General features: G+C 44.5%; 24 protein-coding genes. 17 read left to right on the plus strand and 7 right to left on the minus strand.

What is annotated here, in order from left to right; genetic code table 11:
- Nucleotides 1-7: 7 nt before the first annotated feature.
- From DP120_RS11885 to DP120_RS11920, 8 genes are all read left to right on the plus strand, one after another.
- Nucleotides 8-1270, plus strand: coding sequence for an argininosuccinate synthase (locus DP120_RS11885; protein ID WP_205854535.1), 1263 nt, complete (start codon nt 8-10; stop codon nt 1268-1270).
- Complete coding sequence (argH, locus tag DP120_RS11890) at nt 1267-2643, plus strand: argininosuccinate lyase (RefSeq protein ID WP_112223893.1); 1377 nt, start codon at nt 1267-1269, stop codon at nt 2641-2643. The genes DP120_RS11885 and argH overlap by 4 nt, the downstream gene beginning before the upstream one ends.
- 359 nt (nt 2644-3002) lie before the next feature.
- Nucleotides 3003-4760 (plus strand): ABC transporter transmembrane domain-containing protein, encoded by a 1758-nt coding sequence (locus DP120_RS11895; RefSeq protein WP_112223894.1) that lies wholly within the window; start codon nt 3003-3005, stop codon nt 4758-4760.
- Nucleotides 4760-6541 (plus strand): ABC transporter ATP-binding protein, encoded by a 1782-nt coding sequence (locus DP120_RS11900; protein WP_112223991.1) that lies wholly within the window; start codon nt 4760-4762, stop codon nt 6539-6541. The genes DP120_RS11895 and DP120_RS11900 overlap by 1 nt, the downstream gene beginning before the upstream one ends.
- Before the next feature lie 35 nt (nt 6542-6576).
- Nucleotides 6577-7017, plus strand: a complete 441-nt coding sequence (locus DP120_RS11905) for a hypothetical protein (RefSeq protein ID WP_112223895.1) — start codon at nt 6577-6579, stop codon at nt 7015-7017.
- Between the two features lie 382 nt (nt 7018-7399).
- Nucleotides 7400-8110 carry a cytochrome c biogenesis CcdA family protein gene (locus tag DP120_RS11910; protein ID WP_112223992.1) on the plus strand — a complete coding sequence of 237 codons (711 nt, stop codon included), beginning with the start codon at nt 7400-7402 and terminating at the stop codon, nt 8108-8110.
- Between the two features lie 24 nt (nt 8111-8134).
- Nucleotides 8135-8458: a thioredoxin family protein gene (locus DP120_RS11915; RefSeq protein ID WP_112223896.1), complete on the plus strand. Its 324-nt coding sequence runs from the start codon at nt 8135-8137 to the stop codon at nt 8456-8458.
- Nucleotides 8451-8951 carry a CcdC family protein gene (locus tag DP120_RS11920; RefSeq protein WP_112223897.1) on the plus strand — a complete coding sequence of 167 codons (501 nt, stop codon included), beginning with the start codon at nt 8451-8453 and terminating at the stop codon, nt 8949-8951. The genes DP120_RS11915 and DP120_RS11920 overlap by 8 nt, the downstream gene beginning before the upstream one ends.
- Before the next feature lie 18 nt (nt 8952-8969).
- Here DP120_RS11920 and DP120_RS11925 read toward each other — a convergent pair whose 3' ends face one another.
- Nucleotides 8970-9404, minus strand: coding sequence for a DUF2621 family protein (locus tag DP120_RS11925; RefSeq protein WP_112223898.1), 435 nt, complete (start codon nt 9402-9404; stop codon nt 8970-8972).
- 120 nt (nt 9405-9524) lie between these two features.
- Between DP120_RS11925 and DP120_RS11930 the strand changes: the two genes are divergently transcribed.
- The 4 genes from DP120_RS11930 to DP120_RS11945 all read left to right on the plus strand — a co-directional run bounded on the left by DP120_RS11930 (nt 9525) and on the right by DP120_RS11945 (nt 10825).
- Entirely contained in the window at nt 9525-9743 is a 219-nt protein-coding gene (locus DP120_RS11930; protein WP_112223899.1) for a DUF1659 domain-containing protein, read from the plus strand.
- 22 nt (nt 9744-9765) lie between these two features.
- Nucleotides 9766-9981 carry a DUF2922 domain-containing protein gene (locus DP120_RS11935; RefSeq protein ID WP_112223900.1) on the plus strand — a complete coding sequence of 72 codons (216 nt, stop codon included), beginning with the start codon at nt 9766-9768 and terminating at the stop codon, nt 9979-9981.
- Between the two features lie 63 nt (nt 9982-10044).
- Nucleotides 10045-10170 carry a YvrJ family protein gene (locus DP120_RS11940; protein WP_084245964.1) on the plus strand — a complete coding sequence of 42 codons (126 nt, stop codon included), beginning with the start codon at nt 10045-10047 and terminating at the stop codon, nt 10168-10170.
- 94 nt (nt 10171-10264) lie between these two features.
- Nucleotides 10265-10825 (plus strand): SCO family protein, encoded by a 561-nt coding sequence (locus DP120_RS11945; RefSeq protein ID WP_112223901.1) that lies wholly within the window; start codon nt 10265-10267, stop codon nt 10823-10825.
- A 61-nt stretch (nt 10826-10886) separates the two neighbouring features.
- Here DP120_RS11945 and mscL read toward each other — a convergent pair whose 3' ends face one another.
- Complete coding sequence (gene mscL, locus DP120_RS11950) at nt 10887-11270, minus strand: large conductance mechanosensitive channel protein MscL (RefSeq protein ID WP_112223902.1); 384 nt, start codon at nt 11268-11270, stop codon at nt 10887-10889.
- 120 nt (nt 11271-11390) lie between these two features.
- On the opposite strand from mscL, the gene DP120_RS11955 reads away from it, so the two are divergent.
- Nucleotides 11391-12038: a lytic transglycosylase domain-containing protein gene (locus tag DP120_RS11955; protein WP_112223903.1), complete on the plus strand. Its 648-nt coding sequence runs from the start codon at nt 11391-11393 to the stop codon at nt 12036-12038.
- 52 nt (nt 12039-12090) lie between these two features.
- Here the strand turns inward: DP120_RS11955 and DP120_RS11960 are convergent, their stop codons facing one another.
- The 3 genes from DP120_RS11960 to DP120_RS11970 form a co-directional block, all read right to left on the minus strand.
- Nucleotides 12091-12357 carry a GlsB/YeaQ/YmgE family stress response membrane protein gene (locus tag DP120_RS11960; protein WP_033541557.1) on the minus strand — a complete coding sequence of 89 codons (267 nt, stop codon included), beginning with the start codon at nt 12355-12357 and terminating at the stop codon, nt 12091-12093.
- Between the two features lie 89 nt (nt 12358-12446).
- A complete protein-coding gene (locus DP120_RS11965; RefSeq protein ID WP_112223904.1) occupies nt 12447-12989 on the minus strand; it encodes a cysteine hydrolase family protein in 543 nt (180 codons plus the stop codon).
- A 319-nt stretch (nt 12990-13308) separates the two neighbouring features.
- Nucleotides 13309-14160, minus strand: coding sequence for a site-specific integrase (locus DP120_RS11970; RefSeq protein WP_112223905.1), 852 nt, complete (start codon nt 14158-14160; stop codon nt 13309-13311).
- Between the two features lie 319 nt (nt 14161-14479).
- Between DP120_RS11970 and DP120_RS11975 the strand changes: the two genes are divergently transcribed.
- The 4 genes from DP120_RS11975 to DP120_RS11990 all read left to right on the plus strand — a co-directional run bounded on the left by DP120_RS11975 (nt 14480) and on the right by DP120_RS11990 (nt 18676).
- Entirely contained in the window at nt 14480-14977 is a 498-nt protein-coding gene (locus tag DP120_RS11975) for a DinB family protein (protein WP_112223906.1), read from the plus strand.
- A gap of 135 nt (nt 14978-15112) precedes the next feature.
- Entirely contained in the window at nt 15113-17824 is a 2712-nt protein-coding gene (gene acnA / locus DP120_RS11980) for an aconitate hydratase AcnA (RefSeq protein ID WP_112223907.1), read from the plus strand.
- A 125-nt stretch (nt 17825-17949) separates the two neighbouring features.
- Nucleotides 17950-18390 carry an acyl-CoA thioesterase gene (locus DP120_RS11985; protein WP_112223908.1) on the plus strand — a complete coding sequence of 147 codons (441 nt, stop codon included), beginning with the start codon at nt 17950-17952 and terminating at the stop codon, nt 18388-18390.
- Entirely contained in the window at nt 18374-18676 is a 303-nt protein-coding gene (locus DP120_RS11990; protein WP_112223909.1) for a hypothetical protein, read from the plus strand. The genes DP120_RS11985 and DP120_RS11990 overlap by 17 nt, the downstream gene beginning before the upstream one ends.
- Nucleotides 18677-18695: 19 nt before the next feature.
- Here the strand turns inward: DP120_RS11990 and DP120_RS11995 are convergent, their stop codons facing one another.
- Both DP120_RS11995 and plsY read right to left on the minus strand, forming a co-directional pair.
- Nucleotides 18696-19007, minus strand: coding sequence for a HesB/YadR/YfhF family protein (locus DP120_RS11995; RefSeq protein ID WP_112223910.1), 312 nt, complete (start codon nt 19005-19007; stop codon nt 18696-18698).
- Nucleotides 19008-19048: 41 nt separating this feature from the next.
- The gene (gene plsY / locus DP120_RS12000; RefSeq protein WP_112223911.1) at nt 19049-19639 is read right to left on the minus strand and encodes a glycerol-3-phosphate 1-O-acyltransferase PlsY; all 591 of its coding nucleotides are present in this window, start codon (nt 19637-19639) and stop codon (nt 19049-19051) included.
- Nucleotides 19640-19755 lie beyond the last annotated feature (116 nt).

A 19755-nucleotide genomic window follows, 5' to 3' on the forward strand; every position in this document is an offset into this window, starting at 1 on the left:
TTAATTAATGTATAAAAATACAAAGGTGGTTTTTCTATTGAATAAGAAAATTGTTCTGGCCTATTCAGGTGGACTTGATACATCGGTGGCCATTCCGTGGCTTAAATCAGAAGGCTACGATGTAGTGGCGGTATGCTTGGATATCGGAGAAGGCAAAGACCTTGAATTTATTAAACAAAAAGCGCTTCAGGTTGGCGCAGTTGAAAGTTATATGGTGGATGCCAGAGATGAATTTGCTGATAATTATGCATTAATATCCATGCAGGCACATACGTTATATGAAGGGAAATACCCTCTTGTCTCTGCGCTATCCCGTCCACTGATTTCAAAGAAACTGGTTGAAATCGCTGAACAATGCGGCGCGACAGCAGTTGCACACGGCTGCACAGGAAAAGGCAACGATCAGGTGCGTTTTGAAGTATCGATCAAGTCCCTGAATCCGGAGTTGGAAGTCGTGGCTCCCGTCAGACAATGGGGCTGGTCACGTGATGAAGAAATCGCTTATGCCAAACAGCACAATGTGCCAATTCCCGTAAATCTGGACAGCCCGTTCTCGATCGATATGAACCTCTGGGGCCGCGCCAATGAATGCGGCATACTGGAAGATCCTTGGGCTACGCCTCCAGCTGATGCCTATGAACTGACAAACGCATTGGAGGATACTCCGGATACTCCTGATATCGTAGAAATCGAATTCGTCAAAGGTGTACCGGTAAAACTGGACGGCATTGCCTATACATTCAAAGAATTGATATTCGAATTAAATCATTTGGCAGGCAAACATGGCGTCGGACGCATCGACCACGTGGAAAACCGCCACGTCGGCATCAAATCACGTGAAATCTATGAAGCTCCAGCAGCAATGACGTTAATTGCCGCGCATAAAGAGCTGGAAGACATCACGCTTGTAAAAGAAATGGCGCATTTCAAACCGGTCATCGAGAAAAAATTGACAGAACTTATCTATGAAGGCTTATGGTTCTCGCCGTTGCGCACAGCACTTGAAGCATTTCTGAAGGAAACACAGGATTTTGTCAACGGCACAGTGCGTGTGAAATTATTCAAAGGACACTCAATCGTTGAAGGGCGCAAGTCTCCGAATTCATTGTACAGCGAGCAATTGGCGACATATTCTACGGATGACACATTCAATCATCAGTCAGCAGTCGGTTTTATCGAATTATGGGGCCTTCCGACAGTCGTCAACGCGGTGGTCAATAAAAAACCGGTGCCTGTCACAGAACAGGTAAAAGAAGAGGTGAAATCATGACCAAGCTTTGGGGCGGCCGCTTTCAAAAATCGGCCGAACAATGGGTCGATGAGTTCGGGGCATCAATCGAATTTGACCAAAAGCTGGTGATGGAAGATATCGAAGGCAGCAAAGCGCATGTCAAAATGCTCGGCGCCTGCGAAATTCTCACGGAAGATGACACGGCGCTGATTCTATCCGGGCTCCAAACGCTGAAAGAAAAAGCAGCTGCCGGCGATCTTGCCTATAGTTCGGCCAATGAAGATATCCACTTGAATCTCGAGAGATTCCTGATTGAAGAAATCGGTCCGGTCGGCGGCAAGCTCCATACCGGAAGAAGCCGCAATGACCAGGTCGCGACAGACATGCATCTATACCTGAAAAACCGTGTGGGTGAAATAATTGAAGCAGTTGATAATTTCCAGCAGGCAATTGTTGAACAAGCGGAAAGCCATGTCGAAACGATAGTCCCTGGCTACACACATTTACAGCGAGCTCAGCCGATTTCATTTGGCCATCACTTGTTAACGTATTTTTGGATGCTGCAGCGGGATAAAGAGCGTTTAAGCGAATCCCTGAAGCGCATCGATATGTCTCCACTGGGAGCGGGAGCAATGTCCGGCACGACTTTTCCGATTGACCGTGAGCTGGCAGCGGAATATCTAGGTTTTGCCGGCGTTTATCCAAACAGCATCGATGCAGTCAGTGACCGCGATTTCATCGTAGAATTCCTGTCGAACGCTTCAATGCTGATGATGCATATGTCCCGCTTTGCTGAAGAAATAATTCTTTGGTCAAGTGAGGAGTTCCGTTTTATCGAACTGGATGATACATTTTCGACAGGCTCGAGCATTATGCCCCAGAAGAAAAACCCCGATATGGCGGAATTGATCCGCGGCAAAACAGGCCGTGTCTACGGGAACCTGTTCGGCTTATTGACCACACTGAAAGGTTTGCCGCTGGCATACAATAAAGATATGCAGGAAGACAAAGAAGGAATGTTCGATACGGTCCATACTCTCATGGGGTCATTGCCGATATTCGAGGGCATGGTCCGCACGATGACTGTCCGCACGGATTCCATGGAAAGAGCGGTGTCGTCTGATTTTTCAAATGCCACTGAACTCGCAGATTATCTGGCGGCAAAAGGAATGCCGTTCCGGGAAGCGCATGATGTCACCGGTAAATTGGTGTTCACGTGCATCCAGCGCGGATATTATTTGAAGGATCTTCCATTCGATGACATGAAGGCGGCGAGCCCGTTAATCGAAGAAGATATTTATGAAACGCTTAAACCGCGCACAGCTGTTGAACGCCGAAATTCATTGGGCGGCACCGGTTTCGGACAGGTGCATAAGCAAATGGAACAGGCGAAAACGCTGGTTAAGCATTAAAAAACGGTAACTATATGAAGAGCCAATGCAGAAAAAATTTTGCATTGGCTTTTTTGCTTTTGATAAGAAGTAAAACTTTTTTAATCAGAAGGTTCTTGAAAACGAGTGTAGCGCTGTCCAGACTCCTGCGCCTAGCTCTTCGGATCATAAGCCGCCCCAGCTGCGTGGCAAAGAACGCCACTTAGCTGATTCGTCTTATGCCTTTCAGAGCTGGACAGGCGCTTCCGCTTTTCGTTGGTGTTCAACCAGAAGGCTGATTTATTTCATTTTACGAAATACTTCTTCCTATTTTATCGAAACATTTGATAAACTTAAAAAGTTCGGTACTTACAATTATATACAGCAGGGAGAAGACTTACATGCGTGTTTTTTTGGAATTAGGCTGGTTTTTTAAAGAGAGGAAAAAGCAATACGCCATCGGCATTTTCCTGTTGATGATTGTTGCGCTGCTCGGTGTATTGCCGCCGCGAATCATCGGATTCGTTGTTGATGAGATTAGCAGGGGGACATTGACTCCTGCGTATCTGATGAAGTGGCTCGGTATCCTGGCGGGGTCAGCGATGATTATGTACGTGCTTCGTTACGCATGGCGCTTGATGATTTTCGGCTCATCAATCATTCTGGCGCGGAATCTGCGCCGGCAGTTGTTCCATCATTTTACTCAAATGTCCCCGTCATTTTATCAAAAGAGGCGGGTGGGAGACTTGATGGCGCATGCCACCAATGATCTGCAGGCTGTACAGATGACAGCAGGAGCTGGTGTTTTAACATTGTTTGATTCACTGGCGACAGGAGGCTTCGTCATTGCTGCAATGGCAATCACCATCGATTGGAAACTGACATTGATCGTTTTGCTGCCTCTGCCGCTGATGGCTTATCTGACTAATTATTACGGCAAACTGATGCATCTCCGTTTCCACGATGCACAGGCGGCGTTTTCGGGTCTAAACGATAAAACACAGGAAAGTATTTCAGGTATGAAAGTGATCAAGACGTTCGGCCAGGAGGAAGAAGACGTGGAAGATTTCCGCGCTCTGTCAAAAAAAGTGGTGGATGAAAACATTCGGGTTGCAAGGGTCGATTCATTATTCGACCCCACCATTTCAGCAATTATAGGCATCTGTTACTTCCTCGCCATCGGATTCGGTTCCTATTTTGTGACAAACGGAGATATGACAATCGGGGATTTGATCGCTTTCACAGCATATCTTGGGCTTTTGGTATGGCCGATGCTGGCATTCGGCTGGCTTTTCAATATCGTAGAACGCGGAAGAGCTTCATATGACCGGATCCGCCAGCTGCTCGCAGAACCGGCGGATATTGACGACCGGAAAGGTGCGCTTGATATCCATCCGGAAGGGGATATTATATTTGATTTGGAAGAGTTTAAATTCACTGATGACGACCGTGCGGCACTACGGGATGTCCGTTTTACACTCAAACGCGGAGAAACCCTGGGGATAGTCGGGAAAACAGGTTCCGGAAAATCAGCGATTTTAAGGCTCCTGCTGCGCGAATTTGAAAATTACCGCGGAACGATAACATTCGGCGGGCGCTCCATCACTGACTATAAAAAGAAAAAACTGCGTCAGGCAATCGGCTATGTACCGCAGGATCATTTCCTGTTTTCAACGACTGTCGCTGGGAATATCGCCTTCGCGCGGCCAGAGGCTACGGAAGAGGAGATCTTTGAAGCGGCACAGCTTGCGCATATCCATCAGGACATTTTAAATTTCACAGAGGGCTATAATACCGTAGTCGGAGAACGGGGCGTTTCGTTATCGGGCGGACAGAAGCAGCGAATTTCGATTGCCCGCGCTTTGATGATGCGGCCTGAACTGCTGATACTGGATGATTCATTGTCTGCAGTGGACGCCAAAACGGAAGAAGCGATTCTTGAATCACTGAAACGGATGCGCACCGGGGAAACGACAATTATTACATCCCACCGGCTGAGTGCCATCCAGCATGCCCATCAGATAGTGGTGATGGATGCCGGCACGGTGGCGGAAATCGGTTCACATGACCAGTTAATGAAGAAAAAAGGAATCTATTATGAAATGTATGAGCTGCAGCAACTTGAAGCACTCGTCGAGCAGGGAGGCGAGACACAATGATGGAAAAGCAAAAAGAACTGACCGGCAAAGATCAGTGGCTTGTCTTCAAAAGACTGCTCCTTTACCTGATTCCGCATAAGAAAATGCTGTCCATTGCCATGCTGTTGCTGATACTGACCGTTTTGGGCGATGTTTTGGGGCCATTGATCATCAAAACATTCATCGATGGCTATTTGACACCGGGTAATTTCCCGACAGGTCCGGTGACCGGCCTGGCGCTGGGTTATCTATTCATCCAGGTTTCAAATGTCATCATCAGTTATTTTCAATTGTTGAAATTCCAGGAGGCGGCGCTGAAAATCATTCAGCAAATGCGCATCGATGTCTTTACAAAAGTGCAGAGCCTGGGAATGCGTTATTTTGACCGGACACCTGCAGGCGGCATTGTTTCCCGGGTCACCAACGATACAGAGGCGATCAAGGAAATGTTCGTTACTGTGCTCATTGGCTTTATTCAGAGTATATTCCTGATTATCGGTGTATACATCGCCATGTTCTTCCTGAATTTGCGCCTGGCATTGATTACGTTGATCCTGCTGCCAATCCTTTTTTGGATCATGTACATCTACCGCAAATACAGCTCGATTTTTTACCAGGATCTGCGCGAGCGGCTCGGGCAGCTAAACGCCAAAATTTCCGAGTCGGTGCAGGGAATGGGTATGATCCAGGCTTTCAGCCAAGAAGGCCGGATGCAGGATGAATTCAACGAAATCAATGAAAAACACTGGAACGCCGGAAAACGCAATATTAAAATTGACGGGCTGCTTTTGCGGCCGGCGATTGACCTGGTTTATACATTGGCGTTGATTATGCTCCTCAGTTATTTCGGCATCACTTCATTCAATTCTACTATTGAAGTAGGGGTCATTTATGCTTTTGTAACGTATATCGATCGTTTCTTTGAACCCATCAATCAGGTCATGCAGCGGCTGTCGATTTTCCAGCAGGCGATTGTAGCGGCGTCGCGTGTCTTCGATTTATTGGATGAGACAGACGAAGCTCCGGCTCAAAAAGAAGCAGCAGCTGACATCACGGAAGGCCGCATCGAACTCAGGAATGTCAGCTTTTCCTATGACGGCAAGGCTGAAGTTTTGAAAAACATTTCGTTTACTGCCGAACCCGGGCAGACTGTCGCTCTTGTGGGGCATACGGGGAGCGGGAAAAGTTCAATCATCAATTTATTGATGCGATTTTATGAATTCGAAAAAGGAGATATTTTGATAGACGGCGTCAACGTCAAAGATTATCGTTCAAGTGAGCTGCGCAAAAAAATGGGGCTGGTCCTGCAGGATCCATTTTTATTTTATGGAACGATTGAAAGCAATATACGCCTCTATAATCCGGAAATGCCTTTTTCAGAAATCCGGGCGGCTGCTGAATTCGTGCAAGCGGATAAATTCATTGCCCAATTGCCGGATGGCTACGACCATAAAGTGACGGAAAGAGGGTCCACATTCTCAAGCGGCCAGCGACAATTACTGGCTTTCGCCCGAACAATGGCGGCAGATCCGAAGATTCTGGTGCTGGATGAAGCGACGGCTAACATCGATACGGAGACGGAAGTCGCCATCCAGACGAGTCTCGAAAGGATGCGCAAAGGCCGGACAACCATCGCAATTGCCCATAGGTTAAGCACGATTCAGGATGCAGAGCTGATCTTGGTGCTGCATCAAGGAGAAATTGTCGAACGCGGAACCCATCAGCAATTATTGGCCGCACGCGGTCTCTACCATAAAATGTACCTGCTCCAAAACGGCATCGTGGAAAACGTCGGCAATTGATGAATTGAATGTGAAAATGAACATTGGAGGCTGTCATGAAAAAAATCATTCCTTTTTGCTTGCTGATGTTGTTTATGTTCTGCGGCACGGCTCAAGCTCTATCCTGGGCTTATCCTTTTGTGGTTTGGGAGGGGACCCTTTACGAAGTCAAAGAAGAAGAGCGGCTGTCGGAAGGTGAAATTGCTGAAGCGATTGGACGCGTGGCGACATTGGCGAATGATATGTCAGGCGATTATTACGGCAACACATCCAATTTTTATCCCGTCGGTACGGTCTATTATGCGATAAAGGACACAGGCACAAGCGAAGCGATAGCTGTGGATGTGGAAGGGGAATATTTGAAGGCTGTTTACAGCCAGAAAGCGAAGTTCCATTTTATGAATCTTCTATTGGACGGCCGCATTTTGATGATTGTTGTCCTGATTATCATGGCTGTTATTATTTTTGTTGCGAGATCAAAAGCAAGAAGGAATTGAAGAGAGCAGAGATTCAGACAGCAGAGAAAGATAAAAGGGAAGTAATCGATATTGCGCTAGCTTCGAGACATTAAAAGATATGCAGCGAAATGATTGAAGTAGATAATGTTTCTGGACAGCCTGAGGAGAGAAAGATACCCATCTTTCTCTCCTGTTTTTGTATAGGGGGTAAATTTGGTCCCTGAATTCTGACTTATACCTGGTAGAGTAAATTAATATTGTCTAAAACCTGTGCTCCTGTATCGCTGCGCTAGCTTCGTCGCAAATGAGCCGGACAAAATACTTTTGTCCGGCTCATTCACAAAGAGTTCACAGGCAAAAGGGCAGTTTTCTCATGTTAAATTTGATAAGATGGGATGAGTATAATGAAGGAGTGGAAACAGTGGCAAGTGACATTAATCTATTCCTGGCTTTTGGAGCAGGATTCCTAAGTTTTATTTCACCATGCACTTTGCCTTTATATCCGGCATTTTTATCCTATATTACCGGCATGTCGCTTGATGAAATAAAAAACGATAAGAAAGTCATGCAGCGAAGAGGCATGTTCCATACGCTTTTCTTCCTGCTTGGATTTTCAACTATATTTATCGCACTCGGCTTCAGCACATCATTCTTCTATGAGTGGTTTATCCGATATGATGAATTGATCCGCCAAGTCGGCGCCATATTCATCGTCGTATTCGGATTGATGATTGTCGGCGTTTTCCAGCCGAAATTCCTGATGGCTGATAAAAAGTTTTCATTTAAGAACCGCCCATCGGGTTTTCTCGGAACTTTTGTAATCGGTTTGGCGTTTGCCGCGGGCTGGACACCGTGTACAGGGCCTATCACAGCAGCCATCTATACGTTGGCGGCAGCAAATCCAGGCTCAGGTGTCTGGTATATGCTTGCATATGTACTCGGATTTGCGATTCCATTCTTTGTTCTTTCGTTCTTCGTAACCCGTCTCGGCTGGTTGCGCAAGCACAATAATACCATCATGAAAGTCGGTGGATTCATCATGATTGCAGTTGGAATTCTGCTGTTCTTTGATGGAATGACTTACTTAATCCGCATTCTGAGCCCGATATTCGGTGACTTCCAGGGATTCTAATTGATCTTAAAGCAGGTGAAACCGATGAAAACCATTAATTCCATGAACGAATACCGACAACTGACCAGCAGCGCAGAAACTTTTCTGCTGTTTGTCAAAACCGATAATTGTTCAGTCTGTGAAGGATTGCGTCCCCAGATTGAACTATTCGAAGATGATTATGAAATCCCTTTTTATTTGGTGAACGGCGCAAGATTTCCAGAGTTGGCAGGGGAACTTCTATTGTTTTCAGCCCCAATCGTACTAATATTCCATGAAGGCAGCGAAATTCATCGATTTGTGCGTTTTATCCGCATCGAAGAATTGCGAAGCCGTTTGGATGAACTGGAGGAGGGATTGGATGTTTGAACAGATTCCACCGGAGGTTTATCTGGTAATAACGACAATTGGAGCAGTTTTTATGGGGATATTTGCAATCTTTGTGAGGTCCCGTTCAGCTAAAAAACCAGCTTCCGTTAAAAAAATTCTATTGCCTCCGTTATTCATGTCCACTGGAGCATTGATGTTCATCTTTCCGTTTTTCAGGGTTGAACCTCCCCAGATTGCTGAAGCATTGGCAGCAGGAATCATTTTTTCGGTGGTCCTGATATGGACTTCGAAATTTGAGGAAAGAGATGGAGAGATCTATTTAAAGCAATCCAAGGCTTTTATTTTTATCTTGATTGGCTTACTGCTGGTCCGTCTGCTTGCTAAAGTGATTCTAAGCTCAACCATCGATATCGGTGAACTGGCAGGCATGTTCTGGATACTCGCATTCGGGATGATAATCCCGTGGCGTCTTGCTATGTACCTTCAATTTAAAAAACTTGCAGAAAAAAACAAAAGCGCAGTACCCAGTTGACGGGTGCTGCGCTTTTCTTCATTGTTCAAAATAATGTTCGTACGGAGCAACATCAATATTGAGTTCGTCCAGCTTTTTCCGTAAAAATTTATGGTCACGTTTTGGCGTCGCCTGTATATAGCCTCTGATGATATGTTCATGTTCCATTTTCGAAACTTTTTCTTCCACCAGGATCTGTCCGATTCTGCCCGCTATTTTTTGTTTTGCGACCGGTCTGAACAGATCAGGTACTGGCTGCACCAATTCGTTCAATAACTCTTTTTCCCGGTCTCCCCATAAATGGATCGTTTTGCCGACGTAATACTCTTCCCAATTCAAATCCGACAGTCCGTCTTTCTTGGGAATGGATTTCAGGAACTTCCTGAACATAAAATACCCGCCAATCGCAAATAAACCGACAAGGACCACTACCCAAAATAGGATGAACCATAAAAACCAACCTTCTAACGCCACGTTATTCACCTCATACCTTCCAATATCTCCATTATAAGAGCAAAATAAAAAAAATTCATTAAAAATGTATCCCTTTTTGCCCTAACTGTCTATATAGCGGGTGAGAGGAGGTGAAACAAAATGGCTAACAGCAACTTTAAAAAGGCAAGCATCCGGCTGACTTTCGATAACGGCTTTGATGCACTCGGGAAACCGAGAAAGAAAGTGAAAGCGTACCACAATGTTACTGATACAGCTGCTGCAACTGAGATTTTCGAAACAGCACGCGTATTGACGGAGTTCGGAATGAAACCGTTGATGGATTTGGAAAAGCAGTCTAATCAATCAATCTTTGCATAATACTACTAAGGGGGAATAGGAAATGGCTAAGACATTGGAACTGATATTTGAAACAGGGGCAGGAAAAGATGTTGTACTGTCTGTGGAAGAACCGAGAGAAGACCTGACGGCTCTAGAGCTCGCGACTGGTATGCAGACGATTATTACCCAGAACATCTTTGAAATTCAAGGGTCGCCTTTTGCGGTTGCCAAAGGCGCACGTGTAGTCGAGCGCAACGTCGTCGATTACGAAGTTTAAGAACTGGAGCCCTCCTGAATTGGAGGGCTTTTTATCTTCTTAAAAAAGAAGGGGGGAAAAGACATGGAAGATTGGATGCGGTTGATACAGGAAGTCGGGTTTCCTATTTTTGTGTCATTTTATCTGATGCACAGAGTGGAAACAAAACTTGTGGCAATTCACGAAGCATTGATCGCCATCAGGCTGTAACTTCACAATTTCGTGACAAAGGGTTGCGTAATGCAGTTGTCTGGTCTGCTTTCTTCATTTAATATGAAGGCAGTATGTATTATGGAGGCGCCACATGAAAAAATTAATGGGAATTGCAGTGATCGCCCTTGTGTTATTTCTGGCAGCTTGCGGTGATTCCTCAATCGAAGATTTTTCGCACACCGATCAGCGCGGAGAAGAAATTACACTTGAAAGCCTTAAAGGAACGCCCTGGCTGGCAACTTTTGTGTTCACTAATTGTACGACTGTATGCCCGCCCATGACTTTTAATATGGTCTCAATCCAGGAGGCACTGTTGGAACAGGGCATCGAAGAATATAAAATTGTTGCATTTTCAGTGGATCCCGGGACCGATAAACCGGCAGTATTGGCTGATTATCTCGGGAAATTCAATGTGCCTGATGAATCGAAATGGCATCTTTTGACCGGCTATTCCCAGGATTATATTGCTGAGTACGCTAAAGACAATTTCAAATCATTTGTGAAAAATGACCCTTCAAGTAACCAGGTGGTGCATGGCACCAGCTTTTATTTGATCGATAAAAACGGGGAAGTTGCCCATAACTATGATGGCTATAGTGATGTTCCGGTTGAGGAAATTGTTGAAGATCTAAAAGTGTTGATTGATAAGTAGAAAAGCTAGGCGAAAGTTATAAAAAGGCTTATTCCAATCGGGAATAAGCCTTTTTTCAGCTTTAAAGCTGCTGCTTCTTCAGGAGATCCCGAATCTCGACGAGCAATTCCTCTTTCTTGTCCAGTTCCGGCACAGCTTCTTCTTCTGGCATTTCTTCTTTTCGGCGGAATTTCATAAATATCCGAATAACTATAAAAATAGAAAAAGCAATTATAAAAAAGTCCAATACCGATTGCAGAAATGCTCCATATTCCAGGGAGGCATCGCCGACTGTATAGGTTGCACCTGCCATACTGAAGCCGCCAAGCAGCAATCCTACTGCAGGCATGATCAAGTCTTCCACCAAAGATGTTACTATTTTTCCGAAAGCGGTCCCGATAACCACAGCAATCGCTAAATCCAGTACATTGCCTTTCAACGCAAAAGCTTTAAAATCTTCCCACACAATTTTCACCTCCATCTTTTACTTTACATTTGGGCTTACAGAAAAGATAGTGCTTGCAGCAACAGAATTAAAGCGCTGTTTATGCTAAACTGTAGAAAATGAGCAGTTGGACGTGACACAATGAAAAAGAAAAAAAGAAAACTTAAAAAAGGCGGCATACTGAGACTTTTGTTCCTTATCACCTTATTGCCGGCGCTGCTGGTCAGTATTACGTTGTTTGTCATCGTGTATTATTCCTTTAACCCTGATACAGTGATGACCGCGTTGAAGGAAACTCCGAATTTATTCAGGGAAATGGAAGTTCCCGAGGAATATATACCATTGTATAAAGAAACGGCTGAAGTCTATGGGGTGCCGTGGACGTTGCTTGCAGCTCACCACAGGGTGGAAACGCGATTTTCTACAATGGATCCATTATTATCACCTGTTGGAGCGGAAGGCCATATGCAATTCATGCCCTGTACATTTGTGGGCTGGACCCATCCAACCTGTTCAGGTCTAGGGGAAGGGGAAATACCGGAAAGCGAAAAAACTGACCCTGAAGTGATTCAGGCTTATGGAGGGTATGGCACCGATGGCAATGGTGATGGAGTTGCCGATCCTTACAACCTGACGGACGCATTATACAGCGCTGCAAATTATTTGGCGAAAAACGGGGCAGCTGACGGGGAATTGGAGAAAGCGATATTTCAATACAATCATAGCGACGAATATGTTGAGGACGTTATGCATTTCTACGGTCTCTATAACGAGCAATTCCCGGAATAAAACATAAAAAAGAGAGCGGACAAGATGTCCGCTCCTTTTTTATTTGATTTAATTATGCACGGTTTCGTCTGTTTTTGCCCATTGATCCAAGAATCAGGCTCAATACGAAAACCAGAACCAAAGCACCGATTAATGCAGGGATGATATAGACGCCCCAGATTTCAGGACCCCAGTCTCCAAGCAGCAGGCTTCCTAGCCATGCGCCGATAATACCTGCGATGATATTGCCGATGATACCACCTGGAATATCTTTACCTAAAATAAGTCCTGCTAACCATCCGATGATACCACCCATGATTAGAAATAAAATAAATCCCATCGTGTTCCATCTCCTTTTTTAGTAGTTATTATTGCTACACTACTGATATAACCTGATTCGGGAAGTTTAAAACATCGACTAGGAAATATTTATAAAACCTTTGCGCCCAAGGTATTGGTGAAATGGCGCAAAGCCCATGTATGTCCTTCCGGATCAAAGCTTGCCACCGCATCCTGATGGACCGCTATTTTAAAGCCTTTATTGTATGCATCTACGGCTGTATGGAGGACGCAGATATCGGTGCAGACGCCTGCAATATGAATCTCATCAATATCCCTTTCCCGGAGCAGGAGTTCCAGGCTGGTTCCAGCAAAAGCGCTGTAACGGGTTTTATCCATCCATACTATTTTTTCTTTATGGCCGTTATACAGCGAATCCAATTTGCCGTATAAATTCCTGCCTTCAGTCCCTCTGATGTTATGCGAAGGGAACAGTTCATGTTCGGGATGTAGCGTATCTCCTTCTTCATGCAAATCAACTGGAAAAACAATAAAATCGCCCGTTTCTAAAAACTGTTCGGTTATTGCGCAGATAGCTCCCTCGATAGCCTGTCCAGGTTTGCCGCAAGTCAAGCGTCCCTCATCTGCCACGAAATCAACCGTATAATCAACCACTAATAATGCTTTATTCATGATTATTCCTCCTGTCTTTTTTCTTAATCTAATCATATTGAAGTGAAAATATAAAGAGCAGCTGGTTGAAAGTAGACTGAATATTCGGTATAATAAAAGAAAAGGAAGGGTGAAACCGCATGCAATACGAAAACGTGGAACGTTTGAATAGGCAGGGAATGTGGTTTGTGATCATCCACACGATTATCGTATTCAATTTGGCGCTGAATTTCGGGTTCTTTTCTTAGGTTGACAGGCAGGTTATACAAATTTCTCCAAAAGAATAAGCCGGCAAAGGGAACATCCTTCGCCGGCTTATTCTTTTTTGTGTTACGAATGATTATTTCTTTAATCGTTGAAGTGAGTCTTTCAGGATACGTGAAGCGGAATCCAGTGATACACCAAGAATTTCCTGGATCTCTTCCAGGTTTTTCTGTTCCTCGGAATAGAGGTAATGGACATAAGCGAAACGGATATCTCCTGAACGCATCGGCAGCCCGATAAAAGAAGACAGGGCTTCAGTGTAGTCAGAAAGTGATCCCATCTGGAACATCGTAAATTCATTGTTAACTTTTGAAGAAAGCAAATAAGGTGTCCCCCTGAATACAGCACGTTCGATTCCTTCGAGCAGGACAGCAATCTCCTTGCCGGTAAAATCAATCCGGCTCATGTAACCGTCTTTTTTTTCAAAAGCAAGCGTCAGCTTATGGCCTTTATCTTCGAAATTGGCGATATCGATTGTTGCCATATCCCGAAGCCTAAGTCCCCGAAGATAAAGGATATAAAGAATTTTGGCATTGAGTGAAAGCTGGTCCGTGTCGAGCACCGCATCTTTTTTGGCCAGTAATTGACTGTAATCCAAATGAATATCGGGCGGAGTGAGATCGAGTTTTTCTGAATATTTGAATTTGGGCATGAAATCGACCGGTATCCGGCCGATGCGCCACATATAATCAAACCATTGGCGTATAAAAATGATCTTCCGGTTCAATGTACTGTCCTTGATGCCGGTTGCACGCTGCTCATGCAAAAAATTTTGTATATCAACCGGTCTGATTTCATGCGGTTCCACTGATTTTTTGTAATACCTGGCAAGGAAAGCGAGAAGGGAGTGGATCAATTGGACTTCATGTACAACCGTATTCGGGCTGATGCCATTTTCCAGGCGATATTTCTCATAGCCGTAGGGCATTTCATCTCACCTCTGCATCTATATTTACTGAAAATTATACCATATTAAAGTAAAAATAGAACGTACTTTCCCGTAATGCAAAAAAGGAGTAATTGTGGAGCAGGTGAAGTAAAAGTTCGCAGGAAATTATTTAAATGTTAATTTTCCTCGAATAATTAGATACATAAGGGTTTATCATAAAAATCAAAAGAAGTCGACAAGAAAAAAGAAGTCCATCATAATTATAGGAATAAGAAGTAAGAAAAAGATAGAGTTGTAAAGTTACTAATAGGGTATGCAGGTAGTAAGGCTGGCTATAAAAGCTGAAAGGGGAGAAAAAATGTTTAAAGAGGAGAATGAAGTAATTCGGCAGCGTATTTTTAAAGCGGTAGAGGGGCTATCCGACGAGAAGCTGAACAAAAAGCCAGCAGAGGGAAAATGGTCGCCTATGCAAATACTGGACCATCTTCAGTTAATGGAAAATGTCATTGCCAGAAATGTATCAAAAGAGCTGGAGCGCGGAAACAGCAATAAAGCAATGAAAAAGCCGATCCAGCTGACAGTCAGCAGAACTATCAAAGTGGATGCTCCATCCTATACAGAACCATCGGAAGGTTTTATCACACTTGTGGAGATGACGGAAAAACTGGCTTCCTCCCGGGCAAACTTGAATGCAGTTTATGACAATGCTCCGAAGGAGTTGCTGAAAACTAAATCCATGCCGCATCCTGTATTCGGCAAAGTGCCTTTGTTCCAGTGGTTTCCGTTTGTAGGACTGCATGAAAAAAGGCATTTGAAACAGCTCGAAAACACCTTAAGTGAAATTAATAAACAATAGAAACAGTAATTAGAAAAACTTATCACATTCCATAATTTTAATGTAATTTACTTATGCTTGGGATTTCGTTATGATGGTATAGGAGAAAAGAAGCTTTTCAAGGCCTTTTCAGAAGATTCAAAGGAGGAACACGACATGGCAAAAAGCAGTTTGCACAACAGCCGCACTTCTTTTGAGCTGAATGGTAATACGTATAACTATTACCGTCTTGCTGCACTCGAAGAAGCAGGAATCGCGAAAGTATCACGCCTTCCTTACTCAATAAAAGTTCTTTTGGAATCCGTTTTGCGTCAGCATGATGGCTATGTGATTAAAGATGAGCACGTAGAAGAATTAGCAAAATGGGGTAAAAATTCCAACGAAGAAGCAGAGGTTCCATTTAAACCTTCCCGCGTAATTTTGCAGGATTTCACGGGTGTACCAGTAGTAGTTGATTTGGCTGCACTTCGTTCAGCAATGGCTGAAATGGGTGGAGATCCAAACAAAATCAATCCGGATGTTCCGGTTGACCTTGTAGTTGACCACTCTGTACAGGTAGACAGCTACGGTACTAATGATGCTTTGAAAATCAATACAAAACTTGAATTCGAACGCAATGCAGAACGTTATCAGTTCTTAAGCTGGGCACAAAAAGCTTATGATAACTACCGCGCAGTGCCGCCGGAAACAGGTATCGTTCACCAGGTTAACCTTGAATATCTGGCTAACGTTGTCCATGCTGTTAAAAACGAAGACGGCACATTCGAATCATATCCGGATACATTGGTAGGAACTGACTCCCACACGACAATGATCAACGGTCTTGGCGTATTGGGCTGGGGTGTTGGCGGTATCGAAGCAGAAGCAGGAATGCTTGGACAGCCTTCGTTCTTCCCGATTCCAGAAGTTATCGGCGTTAAATTGACGAATGCATTGCCAAACGGTGCAACCGCTACTGATTTGGCATTGAAAATTACACAATTGCTTCGCCAAAAAGGCGTAGTGGGCAAATTCGTTGAATTTTATGGTACAGGTGTAACAACATTGCCGCTTGCAGACCGTTCAACAATTGCCAATATGGCTCCAGAATACGGCGCAACTTGCGGATTCTTCCCGGTTGATGAAGAAGCACTTGACTACCTTCGCCTGACTGGCCGTGAAAACGACCACATCGAAGTCGTAGAAGCTTATTTGAAAGCCAACGATATGTTCTTTGATGCTGACAAAGATCCGATTTACACAGACACTGTGGAGTTAGATCTTTCTACAGTAATGCCAAACCTTTCAGGACCAAAACGTCCGCAGGATTTGATCCCGTTGTCAGGAATGAAAACGGAATTCAACAAAGCTGTAACGGCTCCTGAAGGACCACATGGTTTTGCTTTGGATCAGGAAGAGATCAACAAGACTGCTACTGTCAACTTCAAAGACGGCTCAACTGCCGAAATGAAGACTGGCGCAATCGGTATTGCGGCTATCACTTCTTGTACGAATACATCTAATCCATATGTTATGCTCGGTGCCGGACTTGTCGCTAAAAAAGCGGTTGAAAAAGGGCTTATGCCACCAGCTTATGTAAAAACATCTTTGGCTCCTGGTTCAAAAGTTGTAACAGGCTATCTTCAGGATGCTGGACTGCTTGATTACCTTGAGCAAATCCGCTTTAACCTTGTTGGTTACGGCTGTACTACTTGCATCGGCAACTCCGGTCCAATGCTTCCGGAAATTGAAGATGCAATCCTGGATAACGATTTGCTGGTAACTTCAGTTCTTTCCGGTAACCGTAACTTTGAAGGCCGTATCCATCCGCTTGTAAAAGCCAACTACCTGGCATCACCGCCGTTAGTTGTTGCCTATGCACTTGCTGGAACAGTGGATATCGATCTGCAAAACGATCCAATCGGACAAGACCAAGAAGGAAACGATGTATATCTTAGCGATATCTGGCCTACAACTGAGGAAGTGAATGAAGTTGTGAAGAGCACAGTTACTCCAGAACTATTCCGCAAAGAATATGCACGTGTCTTTGACGAAAACGAAACTTGGAATGCGATTGAAACTAACGACGATTCTCTTTACAACTTTGATGAGAATTCAACTTATATTCAAAACCCGCCATTCTTCCAAGGTTTGTCAAGAGAACCGAAAGCGATTGAAACTCTTGCAGATTTGCGTGTAGTCGCTAAATTTGCAGATTCAATTACAACTGACCACATTTCACCGGCAGGAGCAATCGGGAAAGATACTCCGGCAGGTAAATACTTGCGTGAAAACGGCGTAGAACCACGCAACTTTAACTCTTATGGCTCCCGTCGCGGTAACCACGAAGTTATGATGCGCGGAACTTTCGCAAACATCCGCATCCGTAACCAGGTGGCACCAGGCACGACAGGCGGTTATACTACTTACTGGCCGACTGGCGAAACTATGGCAATTTATGATGCAGCTATGAAGTATCAGGAACAAGGTACTGGATTGGTTGTTCTGGCCGGCAAAGATTACGGTATGGGTTCATCCCGTGACTGGGCTGCTAAAGGCACATTCCTTCTTGGCATCAAAACTGTCATTGCAGAAAGCTATGAGCGTATTCATCGTTCAAACCTTGTAATGATGGGCGTATTGCCATTGCAATTCATCAATGGAGAAAACGCTGAATCACTTGGTTTGACAGGGCGCGAAACAATTTCTGTCAACTTGACGGATGATGTAAAACCACGTGACCTTCTGACTGTAACTGCTGTTGCAGAAGATGGTTCAGTGACAGAATTCAAAGCGCTTGTGCGTTTCGATTCTGAAGTTGAAGTGGATTACTATCGCCATGGTGGTATCCTGCAAATGGTACTCCGCAGAAAATTGGTAGAAGCGTAAGATCAAATAAGTGGGCTGCCCCCGGGCAGCCCTTTTTTTATTCATAACTGAAAGCTTGGAATTTTAAAGCAGCAGCTTTCCGAAGCCATATGATATTCTGTATACTTACATAGAGGTGAAAATGAATGCACATCAGTGAAAAAGAAATAGAAATCCGCTACGCGGAAACGGATCAGATGGGCGTCGTCTACCACGCCAATTATTTGGTGTGGCTGGAAATCGGACGCACAAAACTGATTGAAGATGTCGGATTTACATATGCGGAAATGGAAAGCCAGGGATATTTGTCTCCTGTCACCGATATATCCATCCAATATAAAGCTGCCCTGCGCTATGGGCAAAAAGCGATTGTGAAAACGTGGGTGGAAGAACATGGACGCCTGCGCACAACCTATGGATACGAAGTGCTTCATGAAGACGGGACGTTGGCAGCAAAAGCCACATCAGAACATGTCGTCGTGAAAAAAGACACTTTCCGACCGGTTTCTTTAAAGAAAATCTATCCGGAATGGCACGAAAAATATGAGGAAATAAAAAAGAGGGAAGACCATGGCGTTCGGAATTAAGCGGGCAGAACTCGACAGGTGGAAACGGGAAGTGGAAGAGGGAAATATTGCTTTTTTGACCCATTATTGGATTGATGAACGTTTTCCCGGATGCAGCACGGTAACAAAAGTCGGCTGCAGTGATTTAGAGAAGCTGAAACTTTGGGGCAAGCAGTACGGTCTGCGGCCGGAATGGCTGGATCTGCGGGGTAATTATCCGCATTTCGATCTTTTTGGAGAACGTCAAAAATCAATTTTGAAAGCGGAAAAACTCCTGGAGCAAGTGGAACGCTTGGAGAAAAAATAGAAAAGCCGGAAAGGAAGATTTATTCTTCCTTTCCGGCTTTCTTAGTTGTTTCGTATGAATAATCCAATTCCTGGAGATCGTCATTGACACTTACGGCGAGGTCATGACCGTCAAAATACCAGAGGTCGTTCTGTTCGATAAAATAAATCACGCCGCCGTCCTCAACTTCGGCAGCAGCTTCATTTGGCTGGTCTTTCGTCACGCCAAGCGAAAACCCCGGCTGCAATCCAGAACCGCCGTAACGCACAAAAAATCGGACGGATTCGCCTGTAGCAACTTCCATTTCGTCATGGAACCATTTGAAAGCATCTTCACTGATCTTTATTTCCATCTTGCTTCACGTCCTTTCAACTTAACGGTTGCCAGGCAGAACTACCACTTGATCTTCGGCTCCGTGCCCGTACGTATGCGAGCGATATTGGCTCGGTGGCGATAGAAGATAAAGGACGCCAGCACAAGAATCACGGCAAGAAACGGATAATCTCCTGTGTTAACAGCATATATGATGGCATAAATAACAGCAACTACAGCGAGGATCATTGAAGACAGCGACACCATCTTGGTGATTTTCAGGCCGATGAGCAGCACTGCAACCGCTACAAGAAACAGCGGCCATTGATAGCCGAGCAGAATGCCTCCGGATGTTGCTACAGCTTTACCGCCTTTGAATTTAGCGAATACAGGATACATATGACCGACAACCGCAATCAGTCCCAATAGAAGCGGATGAATGTCAGTGGCGATGAACAAGGGAATAAGCGTAGCCGCTGTCCCTTTTAAAATATCAAGAATGGTGACGATCAGCCCGGCCGTCGAACCGAGGACCCGGAAAGTATTGGTGGCCCCAAGGTTGCCGCTGCCTTTGGTACGGACATCGGTATTGTAGAAAATTTTGCCGATCCATAATGCGGAAGGGATCGAACCAAGTAAATAAGCCAGTAACACGGGTATCAATATATCCATTGTAGACTCCTTTTTATCTCTCTATTTAGTAATCTCAGTTTAACACGCAAAAAGATCTATAAACAATAGTTGCAGGATTTTTATGAAACAGCGAGAATATCATGTATGATAGAATG

This window comes from Planococcus halotolerans, assembly GCF_003289955.1.
In the GTDB taxonomy this organism is placed as follows: Bacteria; Bacillota; Bacilli; order Bacillales_A; family Planococcaceae; genus Planococcus; species Planococcus halotolerans.

What these genes read in the sequence shown, in the direction of transcription:
- DP120_RS11885 (WP_205854535.1), top strand. Translation starts at nt 8, where the DNA reads ATGTATAAAAATACAAAGGTGGTTTTTCTATTGAATAAGAAAATTGTT.
- argH (WP_112223893.1), top strand. Translation starts at nt 1,267, where the DNA reads ATGACCAAGCTTTGGGGCGGCCGCTTTCAAAAATCGGCCGAACAATGG.
- DP120_RS11895 (WP_112223894.1), top strand. Translation starts at nt 3,003, where the DNA reads ATGCGTGTTTTTTTGGAATTAGGCTGGTTTTTTAAAGAGAGGAAAAAG.
- DP120_RS11900 (WP_112223991.1), top strand. Translation starts at nt 4,760, where the DNA reads ATGGAAAAGCAAAAAGAACTGACCGGCAAAGATCAGTGGCTTGTCTTC.
- DP120_RS11905 (WP_112223895.1), top strand. Translation starts at nt 6,577, where the DNA reads ATGAAAAAAATCATTCCTTTTTGCTTGCTGATGTTGTTTATGTTCTGC.
- DP120_RS11915 (WP_112223896.1), top strand. Translation starts at nt 8,135, where the DNA reads ATGAAAACCATTAATTCCATGAACGAATACCGACAACTGACCAGCAGC.
- DP120_RS11920 (WP_112223897.1), top strand. Translation starts at nt 8,451, where the DNA reads ATGTTTGAACAGATTCCACCGGAGGTTTATCTGGTAATAACGACAATT.
- DP120_RS11930 (WP_112223899.1), top strand. Translation starts at nt 9,525, where the DNA reads ATGGCTAACAGCAACTTTAAAAAGGCAAGCATCCGGCTGACTTTCGAT.
- DP120_RS11935 (WP_112223900.1), top strand. Translation starts at nt 9,766, where the DNA reads ATGGCTAAGACATTGGAACTGATATTTGAAACAGGGGCAGGAAAAGAT.
- DP120_RS11940 (WP_084245964.1), top strand. Translation starts at nt 10,045, where the DNA reads ATGGAAGATTGGATGCGGTTGATACAGGAAGTCGGGTTTCCTATTTTT.
- DP120_RS11945 (WP_112223901.1), top strand. Translation starts at nt 10,265, where the DNA reads ATGAAAAAATTAATGGGAATTGCAGTGATCGCCCTTGTGTTATTTCTG.
- DP120_RS11955 (WP_112223903.1), top strand. Translation starts at nt 11,391, where the DNA reads ATGAAAAAGAAAAAAAGAAAACTTAAAAAAGGCGGCATACTGAGACTT.
- DP120_RS11960 (WP_033541557.1), bottom strand. Translation starts at nt 12,357, where the DNA reads ATGGGATTTATTTTATTTCTAATCATGGGTGGTATCATCGGATGGTTA.
- DP120_RS11965 (WP_112223904.1), bottom strand. Translation starts at nt 12,989, where the DNA reads ATGAATAAAGCATTATTAGTGGTTGATTATACGGTTGATTTCGTGGCA.
- DP120_RS11970 (WP_112223905.1), bottom strand. Translation starts at nt 14,160, where the DNA reads ATGCCCTACGGCTATGAGAAATATCGCCTGGAAAATGGCATCAGCCCG.
- DP120_RS11975 (WP_112223906.1), top strand. Translation starts at nt 14,480, where the DNA reads ATGTTTAAAGAGGAGAATGAAGTAATTCGGCAGCGTATTTTTAAAGCG.
- acnA (WP_112223907.1), top strand. Translation starts at nt 15,113, where the DNA reads ATGGCAAAAAGCAGTTTGCACAACAGCCGCACTTCTTTTGAGCTGAAT.
- DP120_RS11985 (WP_112223908.1), top strand. Translation starts at nt 17,950, where the DNA reads ATGCACATCAGTGAAAAAGAAATAGAAATCCGCTACGCGGAAACGGAT.
- DP120_RS11990 (WP_112223909.1), top strand. Translation starts at nt 18,374, where the DNA reads ATGGCGTTCGGAATTAAGCGGGCAGAACTCGACAGGTGGAAACGGGAA.
- DP120_RS11995 (WP_112223910.1), bottom strand. Translation starts at nt 19,007, where the DNA reads ATGGAAATAAAGATCAGTGAAGATGCTTTCAAATGGTTCCATGACGAA.
- plsY (WP_112223911.1), bottom strand. Translation starts at nt 19,639, where the DNA reads ATGGATATATTGATACCCGTGTTACTGGCTTATTTACTTGGTTCGATC.